Below are 19,783 nucleotides of genomic sequence, written 5' to 3'. Positions count from 1 at the left end.
GTGCTTCATAAAGGAAGTCAGATTTGCACGCCACAAATGGCGCCATCAAAGAATTAATTACTTGGCGAGGGGCTTGTCGAGATAGATATCTTCCAGGTTACGACCAATCATTTCTTCCACACGGATTTTGGTCACCTTTACATCTCTTTCCAGGTTCATTTTATTAATCTGTTCCGTATTGTACCGTTTGGAGGATACGCTGTATTCCTCGTAAGTAATAGTGCCGGCGGAATATTTAGCTTCAGCCTGGGAATAGTCGTTGTAATTTTCGTCGGTAATATCGTTCTGAAGTTGCAACAGTTCGCGCTTGCTTACATAATCTTCGTAGCGAGCCAGCACCTCCGCTTTCAGTTGCTGGGCAAGCACTTGCTGTTGTTCCGTAGTGATCTTGAGGTTGGCGCGGGCAATCTTTACATCATTCGGCTTGCCGATCAGAGAACCCAGGGGTACATTCACCCCTATATTCCACAGCGGATAGTAAAGGTTATTTTTATTCGCGTCGTTGTGATTGTAGCTGCCTATGCTGATCTCGTTAATGTTCACACTGGCCACTACATAGTTTAGCCAGGCGCCGCCGGCCTTATTTAGTTCATATACTGTTTTATCCCTTTCGTAAGTGGCAATTCTGTACGCGGGATTTTGCAGGGCCAGTTCTACCAGCCGGTCCCGGATGTCGGAGCGTATGGCGGTGTCGCGTGCAACGCCATTGTGGTCGGTAGATTTAGCATTTAATTGCTGCGAAAAGCTTTGTATGCAAGAGAGCACAAGACAAGCAAGCAGTGTTATTTTTTTCATTGTTCGTGTAGTTTATTTGGTTGTGTTTGAGTAGACGTTTTATCAAAAGTGATCAACTTTACCATCATTGGCATTAGTCCGTAAAACAGGAAGGAGCCAGGTATCTGGCCAATGGCCACTTGGGAGTATTGGGCTACCACCATCGAAAACATACCCACCAGGCCCGCTGCATAATAGTTTCGTATTTCCTTCGACTGGCATTTATAATAATTACTGATGCCGGTTTGTAACACCACAAAATAGATTAGGCAAGAAAGCGCAAGGCCTACCCAGCCAGTTTCTACTGCGCTTTTCAATAGGCCACTGTCTGGCGGAAATCCTGCCAGCGGATGCCCGGGGTTATATTGTTCTCCCTGTACGCCTGCTGTACTAAGACCACCGCCCAGGGGATGCATATAAATATATGGTTGTATGCGGTGTCGGTTTATGTCGCGCACGCTGAACGATTCATCATTAGTAGGGCGGAAGGTGCTGCGGATACGCTGTGCAGTACTGTTATAAAACGGGCCAAATACCAGGATCACAAAGCCCATAATACCAATGATGGCAAAAGCCAGTGTGCGGCGGCTGGTGATAGTCATCAGCATAAAAAATACAGCGCCGGCGGGTACCATGGCATATGCGGTACGTGTGCCAGAGTAGCCCATGGCAAGCCCCATGATAGCCATACCAAATAATAACTGGTTGCGCCTTCTGGGGGAAACCGGGCCCATAGCCAGTACAAGGGCTATAAGCGCACTGCTGGCCATGATGATGCCGAAGGAAGTGGGGTCTGAAAGAAAGGAATAATCGCGCATCACGCCTGCCTGTAGGTACAGCCGTAGCCGTATGGGATCGCTACTTACCCAGGCATATTCAAAAGAGGGTAAACCAAAAATATGTTGATAGCAACCATAAAGGGCTACAATAAGCATGAGGGTAAGCCAAACTTTCATGAAGGTCTTTACTGATTTCATATCCTTGAACACATGCAGACCAATGAAGTATATCATCACGAAGTTGAGCATTTTCCGGAAAGCAAAAACCCAACCTGCTATGGAATACATAGACGGGTTGAACAGCTCTACCAGCATAAATGCGATGAACAAGAAATATACATAGGTAATAGGATTACGCGAATAGCTCCAATACCTTTCTTTATTAATAGTTTTTTGAAAATAAATACCCAGAAAATTCAAGGCGATAAGTACATCTATCCCTACACCAGCAGGAATGGCGTCGTGGGCCAGGCGGCTTATAAAGAAGATGAAGGTAGAAATAGTGATGATGATGTAATATCCTAATTCCGTACTTAGCAGGCAAATGGCAGCAATGGTGAGGCCCAGTATTCCACCAATAATGCCCAGCCCCATAAGAAAGCCTATTTTATAAACCGCAAAGGAAATGGCAATAGCGATCAGCCCCAGCAAGATAATGCCAGGAATGCTCTGCATTTTTGCCGCAATGAAATTACGGTATAGCAGCCCTACCATGCGGTCTGTGACGCTTTGTTTACGGTTTGAATAACTCAACAGGTAAATGCTTTAAAAAAATAAAATTTTCACATACAGCAGTAACAGGGTCAGGAACACAAACGCTGTGACCATTATCTCCAAAATCCTGTCATTGCTAAACCTGTCATCTGCCATATTATACGCTTATGCGGGTTGTGATTGCTGTGTTTTTTTTAACCGGAAATAGTGCTGGCTCATTTTGGAAAGACTTACTTCCCAGGTATGCTGAAGGGAAAAGTCTATCCAACCTTGTACACGTTTCTCATCTTTTCGTTCTTCCAGCGCCCGGGTAATGTTTTCTACGTAATCCTGCGGCGTATCACACTGGTATACATGATCTTTAAACAGTTCCATGGCCAGCGTCCGGGTTACAACCACCGGTTTGCCCAATACCATATATTCATCCAGCTTGCGGGGATAGTTGCCGATGGTCATGCCATTTACCAGTTGTGGATTAATGCATACGTCGAAAAACTGTATGTATTGTGGCACCTTTACTTCCGGCACGTTGGCGATGAAATGTACGTTTGGTAGCGCATGCAGTCTGCTTTTCTGGAAAGTTTTATCCTGTGGGCCTACCAGCACCAGGCTCCAGTCAGGGCGTTGGGTGGCAATATGTTCCAGTATTTTAAGATCCAGGCGGGCTACGGTCATCACACCCATGTAACCAATAATGGGTCCTTTAATGCCTCGCATTTCATCTGGCAGGGTAAAGGGCTGATCAGGGAAAAAGCGTTCGAAGTCGCAGCCCTGTAAAATGTTATAAGTATGAGGATTATATTTACGGCCATAATCTTCCAGGTAATCAGAATTGGTAACTACCATGGTGGATTTGGCAATAAGCTTAGGCTCCAGGCGTTTGCCCTGGCGCACGAAGAAGGGGTGGGTGGCCAGGTTGTCGCGGCTGTAATAAATGCAGTCCGTTACTTCCGGTGCCAGCATTTCCTGCAGGTATTGCCCACGGTAAAATTCGTTGTCAATAAACAACAGTACGTTTTTAAAGCCCAGGCGGTGAATGGCTTGCCTGATTTGCGCAGCCATGCGGCGGTTATTAATCCGGTTAATTATATCGAACGGTGTTTTGAAAGGTATCCAGTTCACGGATTCCAGTACCGTACGAGGGTCCAGGGTCCAGAAGTTTGGACGGATCTCCTGGAGGTCGTTAGCCTGGTGGTGCAGACTTTTCAACCGGGTCTGCGTTTTTACATCTTTTCGGTCGCGTAGCAGGGTAATGCGGTCCAGGGCCCGGTTTACGTATAAAATCCGGTTGTTGTATTTAGACAACTCTGTCGCTACATTTTTGCAGTTGCTGCCAATGGCGATATCCCAGGGCTGAAGACCAACGAGGAGTATGTCTCTTCCGGTGATCATCTTACTTTCCATTTGTATAAAATTTTCTGTTGAAGAACGGGTAATATCTCAGGGTAAAACTGTATAGCATGCCGGAGTATGTTTGGGAAACGGGTGCCAATCTTTTTACGCATCACTACCTGGGTGATCATAAAGCAGATGGCGTAAGAAATAAAGGTGCCGTAAGCGGCGCCTGGCAGTCCAAACCGGAATGTCATAAAGCTGCATATAAAAACATTGCAGAAAGCTGTAATGGTCATCACCAGGAAATTCACTTTGGGCATACCCACAGAATCCATAATGGTACCAAATTGCTTGATGAAAGGGAGGAACAGACCATATAGGATGGTGATCTGTAAAATGCCTGCCGCTTCCACATAACCTTTGCCACCCAGCACCAGCAACGCCAATTTGGGCAGTAGGCATATACCAATAACTACGGGGGTGGCGATAGCCAGCACATAACCCACTGCTTTTTCATAATAGAAAGCTACTTTCCCATAATTACCAGTTTCCATGGTCTCCGCACTTTTGGGAAACAGGATGTCTGCCAGTACCTGGGATGGAAGGTCTACCATATTAGACGCCCGCAGGCATACGCCATATAGGGCCACTGAAGAGGGACCGATGTAGGAGCTGATGATAAACTGATCGGTATTGCGAAATAACGTAGAGCTAATGTTAGTGCCGAAAACAATGCCGCCGAAGTTCCATAGTTTTTTGATCCATTTCCATTCGAAAATGTAGCGGCGCTCCAGGAACTTATAGGCAAAACTGCCGGATATGATCACACCAGCCAGTAGCCCGATATCGAAGTAAATAATGAGGGCCGTGAGGGTCATCTGATGGCCGCTCAGCAGGTGAATAATAATGAGGGTAAAGGTTACGCCCTGGCGCAACAAATACGCCCAGAAAATACCTTTGAAATCGGCGTTGGCGTTTTGCACCCATTCAAAGTGGGAGAAGGGGACGAGCAAAACCAGGCCTGGTATAAAGCAAAACATTACCTGTGCCAGTGCCGGTGCATTCAGGTGATCACTGAGCGGCACAATGAAGGCTACCAGTAGTATGGTGATGAGGGTGGTTACAATTATGTTCAGGCTGAGGGCTGCAGAGTTGATATGTGCATGCGTGGCGGCGTCTTCACTGTTCAGGTACTTGATCACTGCATTTTTTATAAGGGAGTGGCGAATTACTTCCACAAATGCGCTGCCAGTAAGAAACAAGTTCCATACCCCCATATCAGCTTTTGGCAAGCTACGGTTCAGCACCATAACGCTCCCTATGCCAAACAGCAATACAGAGAATTTCTGTAAGGCGCTGTAAAAGCCGGACTTTAGCCAATATGCATATTTCTGTTCACTCATTGTTATCGCCTATAGGTTAGTTTAGATCTGCCACCGGTGTGATAGCATTTGGGGTGGAAGATTGCTTTTGCTTTCGGGGTCGCTCCAGGCTATAAAGCCACCAGGCACCAAAGTACATGGCTGTTCTGTATAATAAAATAGGAATAACCGCCGCAAATATAAGACAAATTACCAGTAGCAAAGGTACGGATTGAATGCCCAGCACCTTTACCAGCACGATGCGGCAAGCCGAAGCTACCAATACATGCGACACATAAATATAAAGGGAATGAAAACCTACGATACGCAATATTCTTACAACGGCATATCGCTGTAATAAAAAAGCAATATTGGCCATGAAGGCACAGCCAGCCAGCGATATCACCAGGAATAACAACGGTTGGTACTCCTCAACGAACATGGTGCCGCCCATCTGGATGTTTTTGTGCAGGAAGTAGTATTGGCTGACAGCAAATACCGGCAATAATGCCAGGAAGGTCCACCATGAACTGTAATATTTATACATAGATTTGTCCAGCAGTTTTCCCCCTATAAGGTCGCCCAGGGCAAAGAAACCATAGAAGCGAAGGATATCATGCACAAAACCCAAATCTATGTTATGGATGGACACATAACTGGATAGCATGTACATGGCAAACCCTATTACCAGTTGTTGCCAAACGCGCAGTTTCAGTTTTTGGCTAGTCAGTATGTACAATACACTCACATTGAACAGGGCGTACAGGTACCAGAATTGGTCTAGGCGGCGTGGATAGAGAAAAATATATCCATAATCTACCAGGCTTCGGTTGGCATTCACATACTTGCTTAATATTATTTGCAAGGTGATCTGGATGACGCACCATACCAGGTAGGGGTACAGCAGGATATTGAACTTGTTTTTAATCAATTCCCCGGTAGACCGTTTCTGAAGGCTTTTCCGCACAAAGGCGCCCGAAAGAATAAAGAACAGCGGCATGCGGAAACTATAAAAGATGATATTAGCATCCTCCAGATAGGCATACTGCCCATTACCTATACCAGCCCGGGTGATGCCCTCATAGATGTGCCGGTATAATACCAGCAAGATGGCAATACCACGCGCATAATCTATCCACGGCAGGCGGTTGCTTTGCAGAATATCTTTATCCCAGAATTTATTCGCCATAAGAATACGATCGGTCCTGTTTAAATATCAATGTTACTTTTTTCGACGTAGTTCAATATAGCCCCGGCATATTTACCATTCAGACTTTGCAGGAACCCTATCGAATCTTTATCGGTAGGTTTCACAGTAGATCTGGCAGATACGATCGAAATCACGACTTCCACATATTGCATGAGTTCCTTACTGTCGGCGCGTTCGTTGAGTGCTGCGCCTTCCAGGAAAATATAGTCGTACGTATTAAGCAAAGCGGGGAGATGTTGTAGCAAATTATTATGTGGCAATATCTCGGAAGGCGTGTAGTCGCCGCCCTGGCAGCCAATCACATCGATATAAGCATTGTCTGTCGTTTTGATCAGCGTTTGCTTGAGATGTTCCAGGCTAAAATTTTCCGCTGAATATTTTTCCAATTCGGGCTTGGCATCGTATTGACGGGTAAGACCATTGTTGGTAAAATTCGTATCGATCAAAAGTACTTTATGTTTACTCATCGACAGACTGTTGGCCAGGGAGGTGATGACGGTAGTTTTACCTTCACCAGTGCGCGCACTGGTGAACAGGTAAATATGCTGTGGCCTGCTTTCCAGTTCATAGCGCAACATGCGCACATGTTCACGGAAAAGCACCAACGTATCTTTTTCCTTCTGCGGCAATTCCGAATTAAAAATGCTGTTGATCGCCGTTTGCTTTAAAGATATCCGGTTTACGATGCCAAGCAGTTGGAGGTTAATGGTCTTGTTAAATTGGGAGGGCGTTTTGATCGATACATCCAGATACTCCAGCAGGATAATTAATATGCAGCAAAATACAAACATGGAAATACCGGAAAGGCCTAATATGATCAGGCGTTTGGAGGGTTCCGGGTCTACTGCCGGCTGGCCATAAAGGATCTGCCGGAAATTGTCCAGCGGTACCACCTGGCTATTCGTGGCTGCATCGTAGCGGGATTTTACATTTTCATATTCCTGTTGGGCTAGGTCCAGTTCCTTTTTCAGTGCAATGTTGGTAGCTCCTCTTGCGGCAATTGCGCCAACGCCGGAGTTTAATTGTTTAAGCCGCTGTTCATAAGACGTTACATTCTGTGTGGCAGACTTTACCTGCACTTCCAGGTCGCTTTTTTTCTGAAGTAATTCAGCCTTGGTTACCGTTCCGGTGCCGCTGGCAGAAGAACTTAAGGAGGCCGCACGTTTAGTATTGTAATCCGCTTTCAGCGCAAGGTATTTTTTATGCAGCTCTGGGTCGGTGCCACTTCTGGCGTCATCGTCAGACTTAGCAGCATCCACTTGTTTTTTAAGATTGGCCAGGTCAGCGGCATTGGCGTTAGAAGCAATGGCGGTTTTGGCGTTGGTACGTTCCATTTCGGCCAGTTGATCGGTAATCTGCTGTAATGCCAGGGAGGCAGAAGTGAGCGTACTTTTCTCGTCTGCCAGGCGGTTTTCGAAATTGCTGATCTGCTCCATGGCGCTGGAACTTTCTACCGATACATCTACCGTACCTTGTGAACGAAGATCGTTCAACTTCTGGTCCAGTGCATCTCTTTTTTGTTTCACGAGTTTTTCCAGTGTAGCAATAGATTCTACAGTTTGCTGCGCACGGGAAGCTTCGTTACTGCGCATAAACTCCGTAAAGAGCTGGTTTACGATAGAGGCAGACAACTCCGGATTGTCTGACAAATATTGGATGTCGATGAAGTCGGTGCGCACTACGCGGCTTACGGTCAATTGCTTACGTAAGGTTTCCAAATCGTAATGAAAAGCTTTAACCAGCTCCAGTATCTTGCGGTCTTCCGGATCATAAGAACTAAGCAGTTGTTCATCTGCATATTTTTTCTTCAATACCTGCAGGGCTTTGCCTCTATCCGTATTACGGTAACTGTTATAATTTTTATCACGGGGGTCCGGATGATGATATGCTTTGGCAGGCGTTTCCAGATCGTGAATCATGGCGTTGTAAGACACCATACTCAATACGCGGTTGGAGGTCATGGCTTCCATTACGTTATTGAACTTCACATCAATCTCAAATGCATCAAAATTTTCATCCTTTAGTTTTACCTGGTCTGTGGTGGTAAAACCAGTAGCCATCTGGGCAGAAGATTTATACTGCTTTTCCTGTCGGAGTGTAAACAAGAAGGCTACAACAACGGCAAATACAGAACAAAAGATAATTAGCCATTTTCTTCTCAGTAGTGCATTAAATAAATAAATCAGATCCATATTCGCGGATTCTTTAATGTATGAATTAATCTAATTTAATGAAGCTGAAAAAATCCGGTTTGTTACAACCGGATTTTTTTAGCTTCCGGATTAACTCCTTAGTTCTTGAATAATTTTATTGTTTTGACTGTTTGGCCATCTGCAATTATTTGTAACAGGTAATAACCGCTTGCAAGTCTATTGGAGCTAACATCTAGGCGTTGAAGATACGAGCCAGTTGTCACATTACCAAGGTCTTTTGCCGCTACTAGGTGACCACTCAGATCGTAGAGGCGTAAAGCTACTACTGAACTTTGCTTGCCTTGGTGCAAGGATACATAAACAGTGGATTGTATCGGGTTCGGGTATACGTTCACAACTGTAAGCGTATTATCAGCGGAACTTATATCGCCCAGTGTGATGCCTTTCTTTTGCTGTGGGTTTTTCACCTGCAGCGTTGGCAGATTGGGCTGGGTAGAAGGGAAGGCCTGGATAACCAATGCATTAAGATAAGCGTAGTTAGCATATATGTACACAGTGATCTTAATATTACCATTCTGATCAGGTACTACACCGGCTATCTGTACCGTATTGCTCACATTATTATTAGCCTCCAATGTTACAATTTGGTTGCCGATCTTATAGGCACTTACCCTGGAACCGCCGTCCACACGATCACCGAAGAAAGTGAAAGTGTAAGTCATGGCCTGATTAAGACCAGTGATTGTCATCTCGGCGGTATCGCCAGGTTCTACGTAGTAAGATTCTGCCAACACCAGGTCAGGATATACGCCAGAGTTGTTGCCGGTTACCTTACCAGCAGGGTTGGTGCCGGTAAAGGCACGGGTGATAGTTAGCGTCTGACTGGTGGCATTCCCCTCGTCGTCCTTCATGTTTGGCACAGACAGGCCCACGTAAGGTAGGCTGGTGGTATTGTTCCACGGAGCAGGCGCCGGGTTCACTGTATTGAAATTAATATAATTGGCCCAAGCCATGGTAGACGCAGCGGCTACATTACTGAAATCAGAAGTCTGGGTACCATTCACTGTTTTTACCTGGTAGTAATAAATAGTGGACGGCGATAATCCCACACTGTCGCTATACGTATTCACGTTAGCAGCTACGCTGCCAATTTTGGTATACTCCCCAATCCGGGTATTGGAACGGTACACATCAAAACCGGTCTCGTTATTGGAATTATCGGCCCAGCTCAATTTGATGGTAGAGCGGGAAATGCCTGAGCCGGTGAGGTTGGCCGGGGCCAGCGGAATGCCATTATCTACATACGATTGGATAACCATAGCATTGAGGTAAGCGGCAAAAGAGCCGGAGGCTTGGGCAATGGTAAACTCGATGATGCCGTTTGAATCCGGGGAGAGACCATTCAGTTGCACCGTGGTGGCGGTGTTACCGGCTGCGTTCAGCGTTACAGATTGTCCGCCGGAAGTATAAATTGTATTGCGGTTATCAGATACCGATGCACGGCTGCCAATGAATATTAAATTGTATTTGCGGTTAGCCGGCACATTAAGCAGGCGTAAGCGTTTGGCAGTGCCAGATTGATCATACCAGTAAGTAGCCAACACGGTATCAGGGTAAATGCCGGAATTGTTCCCAGTAGTTGCACCATTGGTATTGCTACCGCTCAGGGCGTCTAACAGGGTAATGTTGATACCGGTATGTGTGCCACTTTCATCCAGCAGGTTGCTAAGCGTTACACCTGCACTGGGAGCCGCGTTAAAGCTGGTCCAAGGAGCGCTGGCGGGCATTACCTGATTAAAGTCTACATAGGTAGAAGTGATGTTTTTATCACTGACCTGAATAGTTAATACCTGGTTGGTAATAGCACCATGATTATCGGTGGCACTGATGGTAACCGTGTATTTGCCGATGTTGGCTGTATGAGGAGCCAAGGTAATATTACCATTACCATTGCCATTGTCCTGAAAGGTGGCAAATGCCGGCAGTCCGCTAACAGACAAAGTAATCACGTCGCCCGGATCGTCGGTGGCGCTTATGCCTACCGTAATTGTGGTATCCGTTTTAATGGATACTTTCGATAGGGTGGTCAGTGATGGTGCGCGGTTAGCTATTATGGCGCTTACGGTATCGGAGCCAGTGATGCCATAATTATTGTAGGCAGTCACAACGTAGTAGTATGCAATACCTGCAATTGCCGATACGTCAGTGTAAGCAGTATCGTTTACGTTAGGGTTGGGGCTTAGTTGTTGATATGGTCCTGCCTGCGTGGTGGCGCGGAACACGTTATAACCACTTTCATTATAAGCAGCGTCTATCCAATTTAGGCGTATACCGTTTGCCTGAACGCGGGCGTTCAAGTTGCGCGGTTTGGCTGGTGCAGTACTATCGTCGTAAGCTGCCCTTACAATCATGGCGTTCAGGTAGGCATAAGATGATCCACTGGCTGCCTGGAGGTCTACGGAGATTTCACCTGCAGCGCTGGCCTGCATACCATTTAAGCTTACAGTATTGCTGACGTTATTTGAACCATTTAGCGTTACAGTATTACCATTAATGGTATAAGACGCTGTACGATTATCGGTCACACCTGCACGGCTACCATAGAAAGTAAAATTGTATTTGTAATGGTTTTGTGAAAGACCAGTGAGTTTAAATGTTTGTTTCAGCGAGGTAGTCCATACACTGCTAACAGTTACTTTATCAGGATACAGACCGGAGTTATTGCCGGAAGTGTAGCCCTGGTTGTTTGAATTTACACCGCTGTTTACGTTCTGCCATGCTGTGAGCACATTAATTGCTACGCCGGTAGTGCGGCCGGTAGAGTCTTTCAGACTACCGTACACATCTCCCAGTACAGGACGTTTATTAGTATTATTCCAAGGGGCACTGGCCAGGCCGGGCGCACCATCTGTCCAGTTAACGAACAAGGTGTAGTTTGGCGTGATCGACGTTACTACGATATTAAAGGTTGCTTCTGCTAATCCACCAGCACCATCATCTACGCGGATGGTTACCGGGTAGGTGCCTGCATCTGCTAGGGTAGGAGTTACCGTTAAAGTAGCATTCTTGCCACTGGTATTTAGTGCAGCAAAGCCGGGCAAACCGGTACTGCCCCAAGTTAGGCTTGAGGGATCTGCACTGGTGGTTACAGTTATGGTCTGCTGGCCGGTAGCATTGGCGGCCAGGGTGATATCGCTGGTATTGCTCAGTACCGGTGCATCCGTAGCATTCACTGTAAGGGTGAAAGCGGTACTGGAGCTACCGTCATGCAAGTTGGCGGCTGTTACGGTAATGTTAGCGTAAGTACCCTGCGCATTAACATCCGGAGAGAAAGTAAAAATACCGGTTCCATTGCCATTATCCACGAAGGTGCCGAAAGCCGGCAGATTGGAAGCGGTAAGGGAAGGTTTTTTGCCATCAGCATCTGTAGCGCTAACGTTCACGGTGCTGGTAGTACCGTATTTCATATAGCGGCTGGAGATGGGGCTGATAACCGGGGTGGTGTTCAGTGTGCTGGCAGACGTTTCGTTAGAGAACGCAGAGTTGCCGCCTACACCTTTTGCACGCACCTTGTAATAATAAGTAACGTTCGGGAATAGTGCTGTATCGGCCAGTATGCCGGTGGCACTGTCACTTGGATTTACCGTTTGTAGCAAGGTGTAGCTGGTATTATTCGCTACCGAGCGATATATTTCAAAGCCAGTTTCATTATTGGAATTATCATTCCATTTCAGGTGGATCGCAGAGGCGGAAACCGTGGTGGCGGTTAGCTCGCTGGGCGCGTCCGGTGCTGGTGGCAGCGCCAGGGTGGTAGCGTTGTTATTTGGATTAAGGAACGCGGAAGATGGAATGTTTTGTTTGGTGATGCCAGGACCTTTCCAACTAATGCCCAGTTGGTAACTATTACTACCTTGGAAGTAAGTTACAAAGAAAGGGTAGGAGCCGGCCGTCAGGTTCAATGCAGCAGATGCTTTTTCAGTGTTACCCTGAACTTTATCGTTTTTCACGATCAGGTAGGAACTGTCAGGGAAACCACCAAGGTACATGTTACTGCCATCGTCGGAGTTCGTATAAAAAGTATAGCTGCCGGTAGTTGGAATGGTGATGTAACCACCAAATTTAAGCGCGAAGTTGTTATTAGAACTGCGTATTGCCAGCGACACATTATCTAAGTATCCACTATCTGTAGCTGCCATCGTAAGGAAGTTAGGCAGGTTAGCCAGGGTAGTGGTGGATTGGTACAGATTGTAATGCAAGCCTCCCATTTCACGGATGTCAAAACCGGAATTGCCTACGTTATTAATAGCATCTACGCGGTAGAAGTAGGTGGTTTGCGGTGTGAGCGCAGAATCGCTATAGCTGGTCACGTTGGCTCCTACACGGGCAATCGTGAGATAGGGACCGCTGGAAGATGTAGCACGGTAAATCTCAAAATTAGTCTCGTTATTACTGGTGTCCGTCCAGGTCAGGTTAATTTTATTATAGCTTACCGCCGTCGCTTTGATATTAATCGGCGCTAAAGGAACAGTGGCACTGGTCGGAGGGATGGTGTCAGTAAAGAAAGCTGCCGGGATGGCTTCTTCTGTGGTCACGCCATTGGCGGTATTCTTCCAAAGCACTTTCATGGAGGAACCACCGGTACCCTGGAAATACGTAATTGTGATCGGGTACACGCCCTGGTCTAGCGTGATGGTGCCTTCCTTGGTCTGTGTGCCATGGCCGCCGTCGTTGTTCACCAATGCGGTTGCGATGGGGCCATAGTTACCAATGTAAAGGGCGCTACCATCGTCGGAGCTTGTTTCAAATGTATAGCTACCAGCAACGGGAATGCGTATATAACCCTGCCACTTCATGGCATAATTAGTAGACAGGCCTGCCTGGGTCAAACTTACCGTGGGGGAAGTACCGGTGCTTACCGGGGTTAGTGTTGTAAAGTCGGGTAGTTTGCTAAAGGTACCGGCATATACGGAGTAAGTAAGGCCTTTGCTAATTGCATAAGCACTTACCTGGTTGCTTGGGGCGGAGATATTGTTAGCGAAATCCCTCGCTTTCAGCACAAAATTATAAGACTGTTGGAAAGTAAGACCGGCCACTGTGAAAGAAGTCTGGTTACCGTCTACCGTATAGGTTTTCACACCATTCACATAAATATCATAATAGTCTACAGCTACATCATCTGTCGATGCGTCCCATTGTAAGCTAATGCTGGTACGGCTGGTAGCCCCAACAGAAAGTACAGGTGCAGTGGGGGCCTGTGTATCTGTTTGTGTGATCGTAGAGGCTTCATTGCTCACGGGGGCGGCACCGCTGTCGTTCACTGCACGGATGATATAAAAATATTTGGTGTTGGGATTCAGATTATTATCAGTATAGTTCAGCGTATCTGCACTTACAATACTGGTAAGCGTGTAAGGCCCACCGGCATTGGTGGCACTGTATACCTCGAACGCCTTTTCATTATAGGCAGGATTGGGATTGTTACTCCACTGAAGGGTGATGGCCGTTTTAGAGATGGCCGTAGCGGTTAGGTTAGAGGCCGGGTCCGGAGCATGGTTGCTTTGAGCCGCAATTACGGTAAAAGGATTGGAGAAGCTACTGGAGCAACCGTATTGTTCCGTTACTTTCACCACATATTTACCGGCTGTGGTAGCAGTCAGGGTATTAGTACTGCCAAGAACGGTTGTCGTGTCCGGCAATTTTCTCCAGGTATAGCTGGCATAAGTTGCAGGTACTTGAAGCGATACAGAAGTTTTGCCATCTGGAGAAGGGATTACATTGCTGGCAAGACCAGCTACGGTAATGTCAGGACTTACTGTAGCGGTTTTGATTTTGATCACCACCGGGATGTGAGAGGTATCTGACCAGGTACTGCCGTCTTTAATGCGTGCAGTATAAGAACCAACGGAAGTTACCGTTAGCGTGTTGGAAGTGGCGCCGGAAATAACAACGCCATCTTTGCGCCACTCATAAGCGTCGAAACCAGCCGTTAGCCCCAGGGTAACATTTATATTTTCGCCAGGACAAAAATCCGTACGGCCATATAACGGCCAGGGATTAGATTTGTAGGCGCGATTTACAAAGGGGTAATAATCCGATTCATTCCATGCCAAGTTCCATACACCATGGCCCTGTCCGGGATATACCGTCAGTTTCACATTGGCACCCGCCAGGCTATCCGCGCGAAAATCGTCCAGCGCTATGCCAGGTGCGGGATTTGTATCCACGCCACCCTGGAACCACCAGATGGGAGTCCATTTATAGAGATCTATATAATTCTTTAATTGGGAATTGGCCGCACTGATGGGAGTGGCTGCGGCCACAACTTTGGGATAACGGAGCAAAAAGTCCCAGGTAGCAGTTCCACCACCAGAAAGGCCGTTAACTATAATGCGAAAAGGATCTACCTTGCATTCCGGGATAAAATGCTCGTTAATAAGCGTTACAATATCGTCGAAATTGGGATTGCCAAAGAAGCCTTGTTGATTTTGAGGATACACCAGGAAGCCATCAAATTTGCCTTGGTCTACGGCGTTCATATTCACTTGGCCGCCATTGTATAACTGGTATTCGTTATCATAAATAGATCCTTTTTCCCCAATACCGTGGAAGAAAATAATCATTGGGTATTTTTTGCCGTCGTTTACATCAGGCTGATAAGTTTTTGGGAATTTTACACGGAACACCAGGCCGTTGTAGTAATAAGCCTTGAAGGAAGAGCTATTCCAGCTTACACGAGTGGTTTTTACCCATTTTGCCAGCGTACCATAAGGAGGAATAGCCGGCGGATTAGCCGAATCGTATACCACGATTGGGTCGTTAGGGTTTAATACACCGGTTTGTGCAAATGCTGCAGGAATGCAGAACAGCAGCAGCAACAAAACAACAGTTACCTGGTAAAATTTGTTCATATAGTGTATTTAAGTATTCGGTATTAAAAAACACATCCTTTATTAAGCACTTATAGCACTGGAGACAATACGAAGCCAGGCCGTACTTTTTCGAACGGTTTTTCTAAGGATGAGGTAAAATTGAAGTTGGTATATACGGCACCCGGCTTTACGGAAAACGCGTATAATTAGACCTGATTCGGTTTTTTCGGAGGATGGTCAATGGTGTGTAATAAGAACCTGTCCTGATAAAATTTGTGGTAAACAAATACAACAGTCCTGGAAACTTACTAATTGTGGCACAAGATAGCCATAATCTCAATAGTGAACAACGGAAGATGGTGAATGGAGGGAAATGGCAGGTAAAGGAACGTTTTTTTTTAGTAAACGCGCTTGAGAAAGGGGAAAAAGGATGTAAATCCAGGAAACTTGCTGACACTGTGTATGTTAATGAATTGTAAACGCATGGAACTAACCTTTCCATTATGCATTATAAAAATACGGCCGCGGCATTTAATGCCGCGGCCGGTGGTATATATTGCAAAATTTATTACTTTAATTATATGCCTACTACATATTTACTTTTCTTGCCTAAAATTTTCTGGGCTAGTTTCAGGCTTAGTAAAGACCCTGTCATGATGATCACCAGACTAATAGTCCAGGTCAGCATATTGCCCGGCACTTCCTGGTGAAACAGGTGTACGTAGGCAGCCCGGAGACCCAGCACAAAAAAGTAATGCACGAAATAAATACCAAAACTATACATTGCCAGCACATCGATAAACTTGGGAATATACTTATCCAGCCTATCCAGCCAGTAAATGTAAAAACAGCAGAACAGCATCTTCTGGGTATAGTCGAACGTGTCGTACCAGGCGGGTGCCACAAAATAATTGGCCACCAGCACGCCCATTGCCAGCACAGTGATAAGCCAGCCCCATTTGCGGGCAAAGGCCATATAGGTATCCTTATAATGGCTCAGGAACATGCCGAATAAATATACCGAGAGGAAGTGAATGCCCATGTTCAAGGTGTCTGCCAGTACACTGCGATGTACTATAAACATGGAAATAAGAATGAGGGGGATTAGGGTTACATAATACAATTTGGGGTGCCTGTCTATGTAAAGTAATACCGGTGATAGCAGATAATAAATAGTGATCATCGGGATGAACCACAGCTGCTGGAGGTGGGCGCCATGTAGCAGATAATACCCTGCTTGGGCGGGTTTGCTCCATTGATAAAAGTCTGGATGCTCTGACGAAGTAAAGCCCGGAACGTCTTGCCAGATCAGCCGGTATCCGATCACAAATGCAGAAATGATCAGATAGGGGCAGATAACGTTCTGAAACTTTTTGATGAGGTAGTCTTTGTATTGAAATCTAGCAGACAGGTGTTGAAATAAATACCCGGCTATAAAGAGGAAAAGGATGGTAGAGTTCTGAAAGATCAGGTCTAGTATCCGGCTGGTCACAGACCCTTTGGGCCATTGCACCAGTACGTGCGCAGCCACTACGTAAATGATAGCTACTCCTCTGAAATGATGGATGTAGCCAATAAATTTTTTGCCGGATCCGCCAATGGAGCTGGCAGTGTTAGCCGGAGGGGTTACGGTAGGTACTTCCATAATTATTTGTAAGCGTTTAAAGTTATTTGTAGCACAATTGAACGGTATCAGTTTTTACCAATCCGAAACGTTTTATGTCCGCATCGCTCACAAAGCTGGGTACGGGTATAAACCGTGTCTTGAAACCATTTGCCTGCAACTTCTGTTCATAGTCCTGTCCGTAATAACGAACATAATTTGGATCACCAAACAACCGGATTTTTTCTGCCGGATCGGTAATAGAAAAGTCTTCATAAGTAATGGGCAACGATTCGTTGATCGGTACTTGTATAATCGCATGTCCGCCGGGTTTAAGCACCCGCAGCATTTCACGCATGGCCTTTCCGTCGTCTGGAATACAGCTAAGCACGTGGCTGCACAGCAGGAAATCGTAGGTATTATCCGGAATTTGCGGCATGTCAGTAATGTCCAGGTAGATGGTATCTGGCGGGTAAGAACCTTTATAAATATTCAGGAACTTATCGCCAGCAGTGTAGATAATGTTAGGGTCTTTGCGAAATCTTTTGTAGAAAATTTCTTCCGGTGCTACGTGTAGCATTTTAGTGCCGGGTTTTATCAGGTCCGGAAATTTTTCCAGGTAAATAGCTAGCGTGCGGTCGCGCTCATTAGAGCGGCAACGCGGACACTGGGCGGGCCGGCGGTCGAATCCGATCACCAGGAAGCGGGAAAAGGTACCATGGCAGCAGGGGCAGGCTACCGTATTACCGCTGTAGCGGGCGCCGCGCAACTGCAAATATACTGGCAGGGCTGTTTTTTTTAGTAGTTGTTTAAGGGTGCTCATCTTAGCTAAAGGTATTTGCTTACATTAATTGTTAAGGGGGGCTGGCGTTTTCCGCTTTGATTTTTCCCAGGCGGCAGACTGCTTACCAGCGATATACCGGAAAAAGCCTTCATACACAGCGATATTCATAAAAAGAAAATAAAAAGGAACATAAAATATTTTGATTTTTATCTGTTTTTTCGCCAGGATAAACCCTGCCAGCGCGGCTATGTAGGCGCCGGCTTGCAGCAACAGTGACAGTTGATACCAGGGACTTGCGGTATGCATTACCAGCCAAATATTACTGATCAATAGTACTGGCAGGCTAAGCGGGCTAATTGTCCACCGCAGTACCCGGTGCGAAATATACTGGAAAGATAATACAGGATCGCGGAAAATGTTCAGTAAGCTCCGCAGCAGTACAATAGATTGAAAGCCGCCGGCACTGATGCGCACTTTTCTTTTATGTTCTTCCTGGAGGGAATCTGATGGAGATTCCATGGCATAAGCATCTGGTGCGTAGGCCACCCGGTAGCCTTGTAAATTTACGCGCAGGGAAATCACAAAATCGTCCAGAATCACTGCTGGTTCTACTGGTTGAAACAGGGCGGTACGCACGGAAAATAGTTCGCCGGCGGCACCTACTACAGAATAAAAATCAGCGTCTAGTTTTTTCAAATAAGATTCATATTTCCAGTATATGCCTTCCGTACCAGCCGCCTGATCGTCGCCATCCTGCTGCTGTACCCGTTTTTCACCGGCTACCGCGCCCACGGATTCATCTGTATAATGTTTAACCAGGGCCCGGATGGCTGTTTTGTTGAGAAAGGTATTGGCATCGCAGAAAATAACAATAGGAGTCCGTACCTGTTGCATGGCGCGGTTAATGGCAGCTGTTTTGCCCCGGCGGGCATCCTGGTGTATTACTTTGATGCCAGTGAACTGCTGTAAAATTTCAGGGGTGCCATCTGTACTGCCGTCCGTTACAAATAAAATGTCGAATTTATCGGAGGGATAATCTAACTGCAGCGTATTTTCGGCCTTCCTGGCTATAAAGGCCGCCTCATTATAGGCTGCCACAATCAGGGTGACCGGTGGCTCGTAAGCAGGCGCTACCGAAAATGATACGGCCGGTCTACGACGGAGTTTTACCAATATCCATAGCAGAATACCGTAACCTAAGTAATTGTAAAAGAGGAAAAAAGCACTAATAAAATATAATGCTTGTACAATTTTTATCATACATTGATGCTGATTGGAGATGTGAAAATAATCCAAGAATTGTATAAAAGAGGCGTAGCGGGTGGCGGCAAATATTTATTTATCATCATTCACATTCCATTTCCGGCCTTTCACGAAAAAAAACACGCCATTTACCAATTTCGCGCTTAAAGCACCAACGCTTATTATATTTTTGTATTGTTATCGGATCGCTTTTAAAAATATGGCACGATTATTTACTGACAAATTTATAATGCAAACGTTAGTTCGTTGAAAATGCCAGCAAATATTTTAGTGAATACTGAATAAAATGCACATTTGCTGATTTTTTACTATTTTTGTTTTGCATTGCTTTTAGTTGACCACCATCCTACACAAAAACCTACAAACCTGCTGCCAGCTTATTACATATTGTGGGTACATGCTTGTCGCAGTAATAATTTTACCTCTTATCCTTAGAAGAATCAAAAAAAATATTTTTTTGATCGACTTGTCTTGCCTGCATAATAGACCATGCCAACGGTTCCTAGCAGATGCGAAGAAATGAGTTTTAATTTATTATGATGAAAAAGACAGTACTGATTGTAGATGACAGTATCCCGATGAGATTTTTGCTCGAATCGTTTGTGGGCAAAAAATATAAGGTATTTTCTGCGATGGACGGTCTTACAGCCATGATGTGGCTGGCTAAGGGAAATGTGCCGGATATCATTGTAACCGACATCCAGATGCCTGGCATGAGTGGGTGGGAACTGATAAAATATCTTAGTGGAAATGCTTTATATGACGATATTCCTGTCATCGTACTGAGCGCTTCCCAAATAGAAGAAGCACCTGTGGAATTGCGTATGAAACTGACTGAATTTGTGAGTAAGCCATTTGATCCGATCAAACTGGTAGACCTGGTGGATAAACATGTAGAAATGCCCAAACTGACTGTACAACAGTAAGCAGATAAATTC

The 19,783-nt window shown here is 45.8% G+C and carries 11 protein-coding genes; 1 reads left to right on the top strand and 10 read right to left on the bottom strand.

Annotation, left to right across the window (positions count from 1 at the left end):
- Positions 1 to 57: 57 nt before the first annotated feature.
- The 10 genes from GA0116948_RS17020 to GA0116948_RS16975 form a co-directional block, all read right to left on the bottom strand.
- Positions 58 to 795, bottom strand: a complete 738-nt coding sequence (locus GA0116948_RS17020) for a TolC family protein (protein WP_089714403.1) — start codon at positions 793 to 795, stop codon at positions 58 to 60.
- On the bottom strand, positions 792 to 2,306 hold the full coding sequence (locus GA0116948_RS17015) for an O-antigen ligase family protein (RefSeq protein ID WP_089714401.1): 1,515 nt from the start codon (positions 2,304 to 2,306) through the stop codon (positions 792 to 794). Before GA0116948_RS17015 ends, GA0116948_RS17020 begins: the two co-directional genes overlap by 4 nt.
- A gap of 126 nt (positions 2,307 to 2,432) precedes the next feature.
- Positions 2,433 to 3,671: a glycosyltransferase gene (locus GA0116948_RS17010; protein ID WP_089714452.1), complete on the bottom strand. Its 1,239-nt coding sequence runs from the start codon at positions 3,669 to 3,671 to the stop codon at positions 2,433 to 2,435.
- A complete protein-coding gene (locus tag GA0116948_RS17005) occupies positions 3,656 to 5,005 on the bottom strand; it encodes a lipopolysaccharide biosynthesis protein (RefSeq protein WP_089714399.1) in 1,350 nt (449 codons plus the stop codon). The genes GA0116948_RS17010 and GA0116948_RS17005 overlap by 16 nt, the downstream gene beginning before the upstream one ends.
- Before the next feature lie 16 nt (positions 5,006 to 5,021).
- Positions 5,022 to 6,152: an acyltransferase family protein gene (locus GA0116948_RS17000; protein WP_089714397.1), complete on the bottom strand. Its 1,131-nt coding sequence runs from the start codon at positions 6,150 to 6,152 to the stop codon at positions 5,022 to 5,024.
- Between the two features lie 20 nt (positions 6,153 to 6,172).
- Positions 6,173 to 8,365, bottom strand: a complete 2,193-nt coding sequence (locus tag GA0116948_RS16995; RefSeq protein WP_089714394.1) for a GumC family protein — start codon at positions 8,363 to 8,365, stop codon at positions 6,173 to 6,175.
- Between the two features lie 98 nt (positions 8,366 to 8,463).
- A complete protein-coding gene (locus tag GA0116948_RS16990; RefSeq protein WP_089714392.1) occupies positions 8,464 to 15,234 on the bottom strand; it encodes a fibronectin type III domain-containing protein in 6,771 nt (2,256 codons plus the stop codon).
- Between the two features lie 538 nt (positions 15,235 to 15,772).
- Complete coding sequence (locus GA0116948_RS16985) at positions 15,773 to 16,840, bottom strand: acyltransferase family protein (RefSeq protein WP_089714391.1); 1,068 nt, start codon at positions 16,838 to 16,840, stop codon at positions 15,773 to 15,775.
- A gap of 22 nt (positions 16,841 to 16,862) precedes the next feature.
- Positions 16,863 to 17,621, bottom strand: a complete 759-nt coding sequence (locus GA0116948_RS16980; protein ID WP_089714389.1) for a class I SAM-dependent methyltransferase — start codon at positions 17,619 to 17,621, stop codon at positions 16,863 to 16,865.
- A 24-nt stretch (positions 17,622 to 17,645) separates the two neighbouring features.
- Entirely contained in the window at positions 17,646 to 18,842 is a 1,197-nt protein-coding gene (locus tag GA0116948_RS16975) for a glycosyltransferase family 2 protein (RefSeq protein ID WP_089714386.1), read from the bottom strand.
- A 539-nt stretch (positions 18,843 to 19,381) separates the two neighbouring features.
- On the opposite strand from GA0116948_RS16975, the gene GA0116948_RS16970 reads away from it, so the two are divergent.
- Complete coding sequence (locus GA0116948_RS16970) at positions 19,382 to 19,771, top strand: response regulator (RefSeq protein ID WP_089714384.1); 390 nt, start codon at positions 19,382 to 19,384, stop codon at positions 19,769 to 19,771.
- Positions 19,772 to 19,783 lie beyond the last annotated feature (12 nt).

The organism is Chitinophaga costaii (assembly GCF_900094705.1).
Lineage (GTDB): Bacteria > Bacteroidota > Bacteroidia > Chitinophagales > Chitinophagaceae > Chitinophaga > Chitinophaga costaii.
This window is presented reverse-complemented; position numbering and strand designations above follow the sequence as displayed.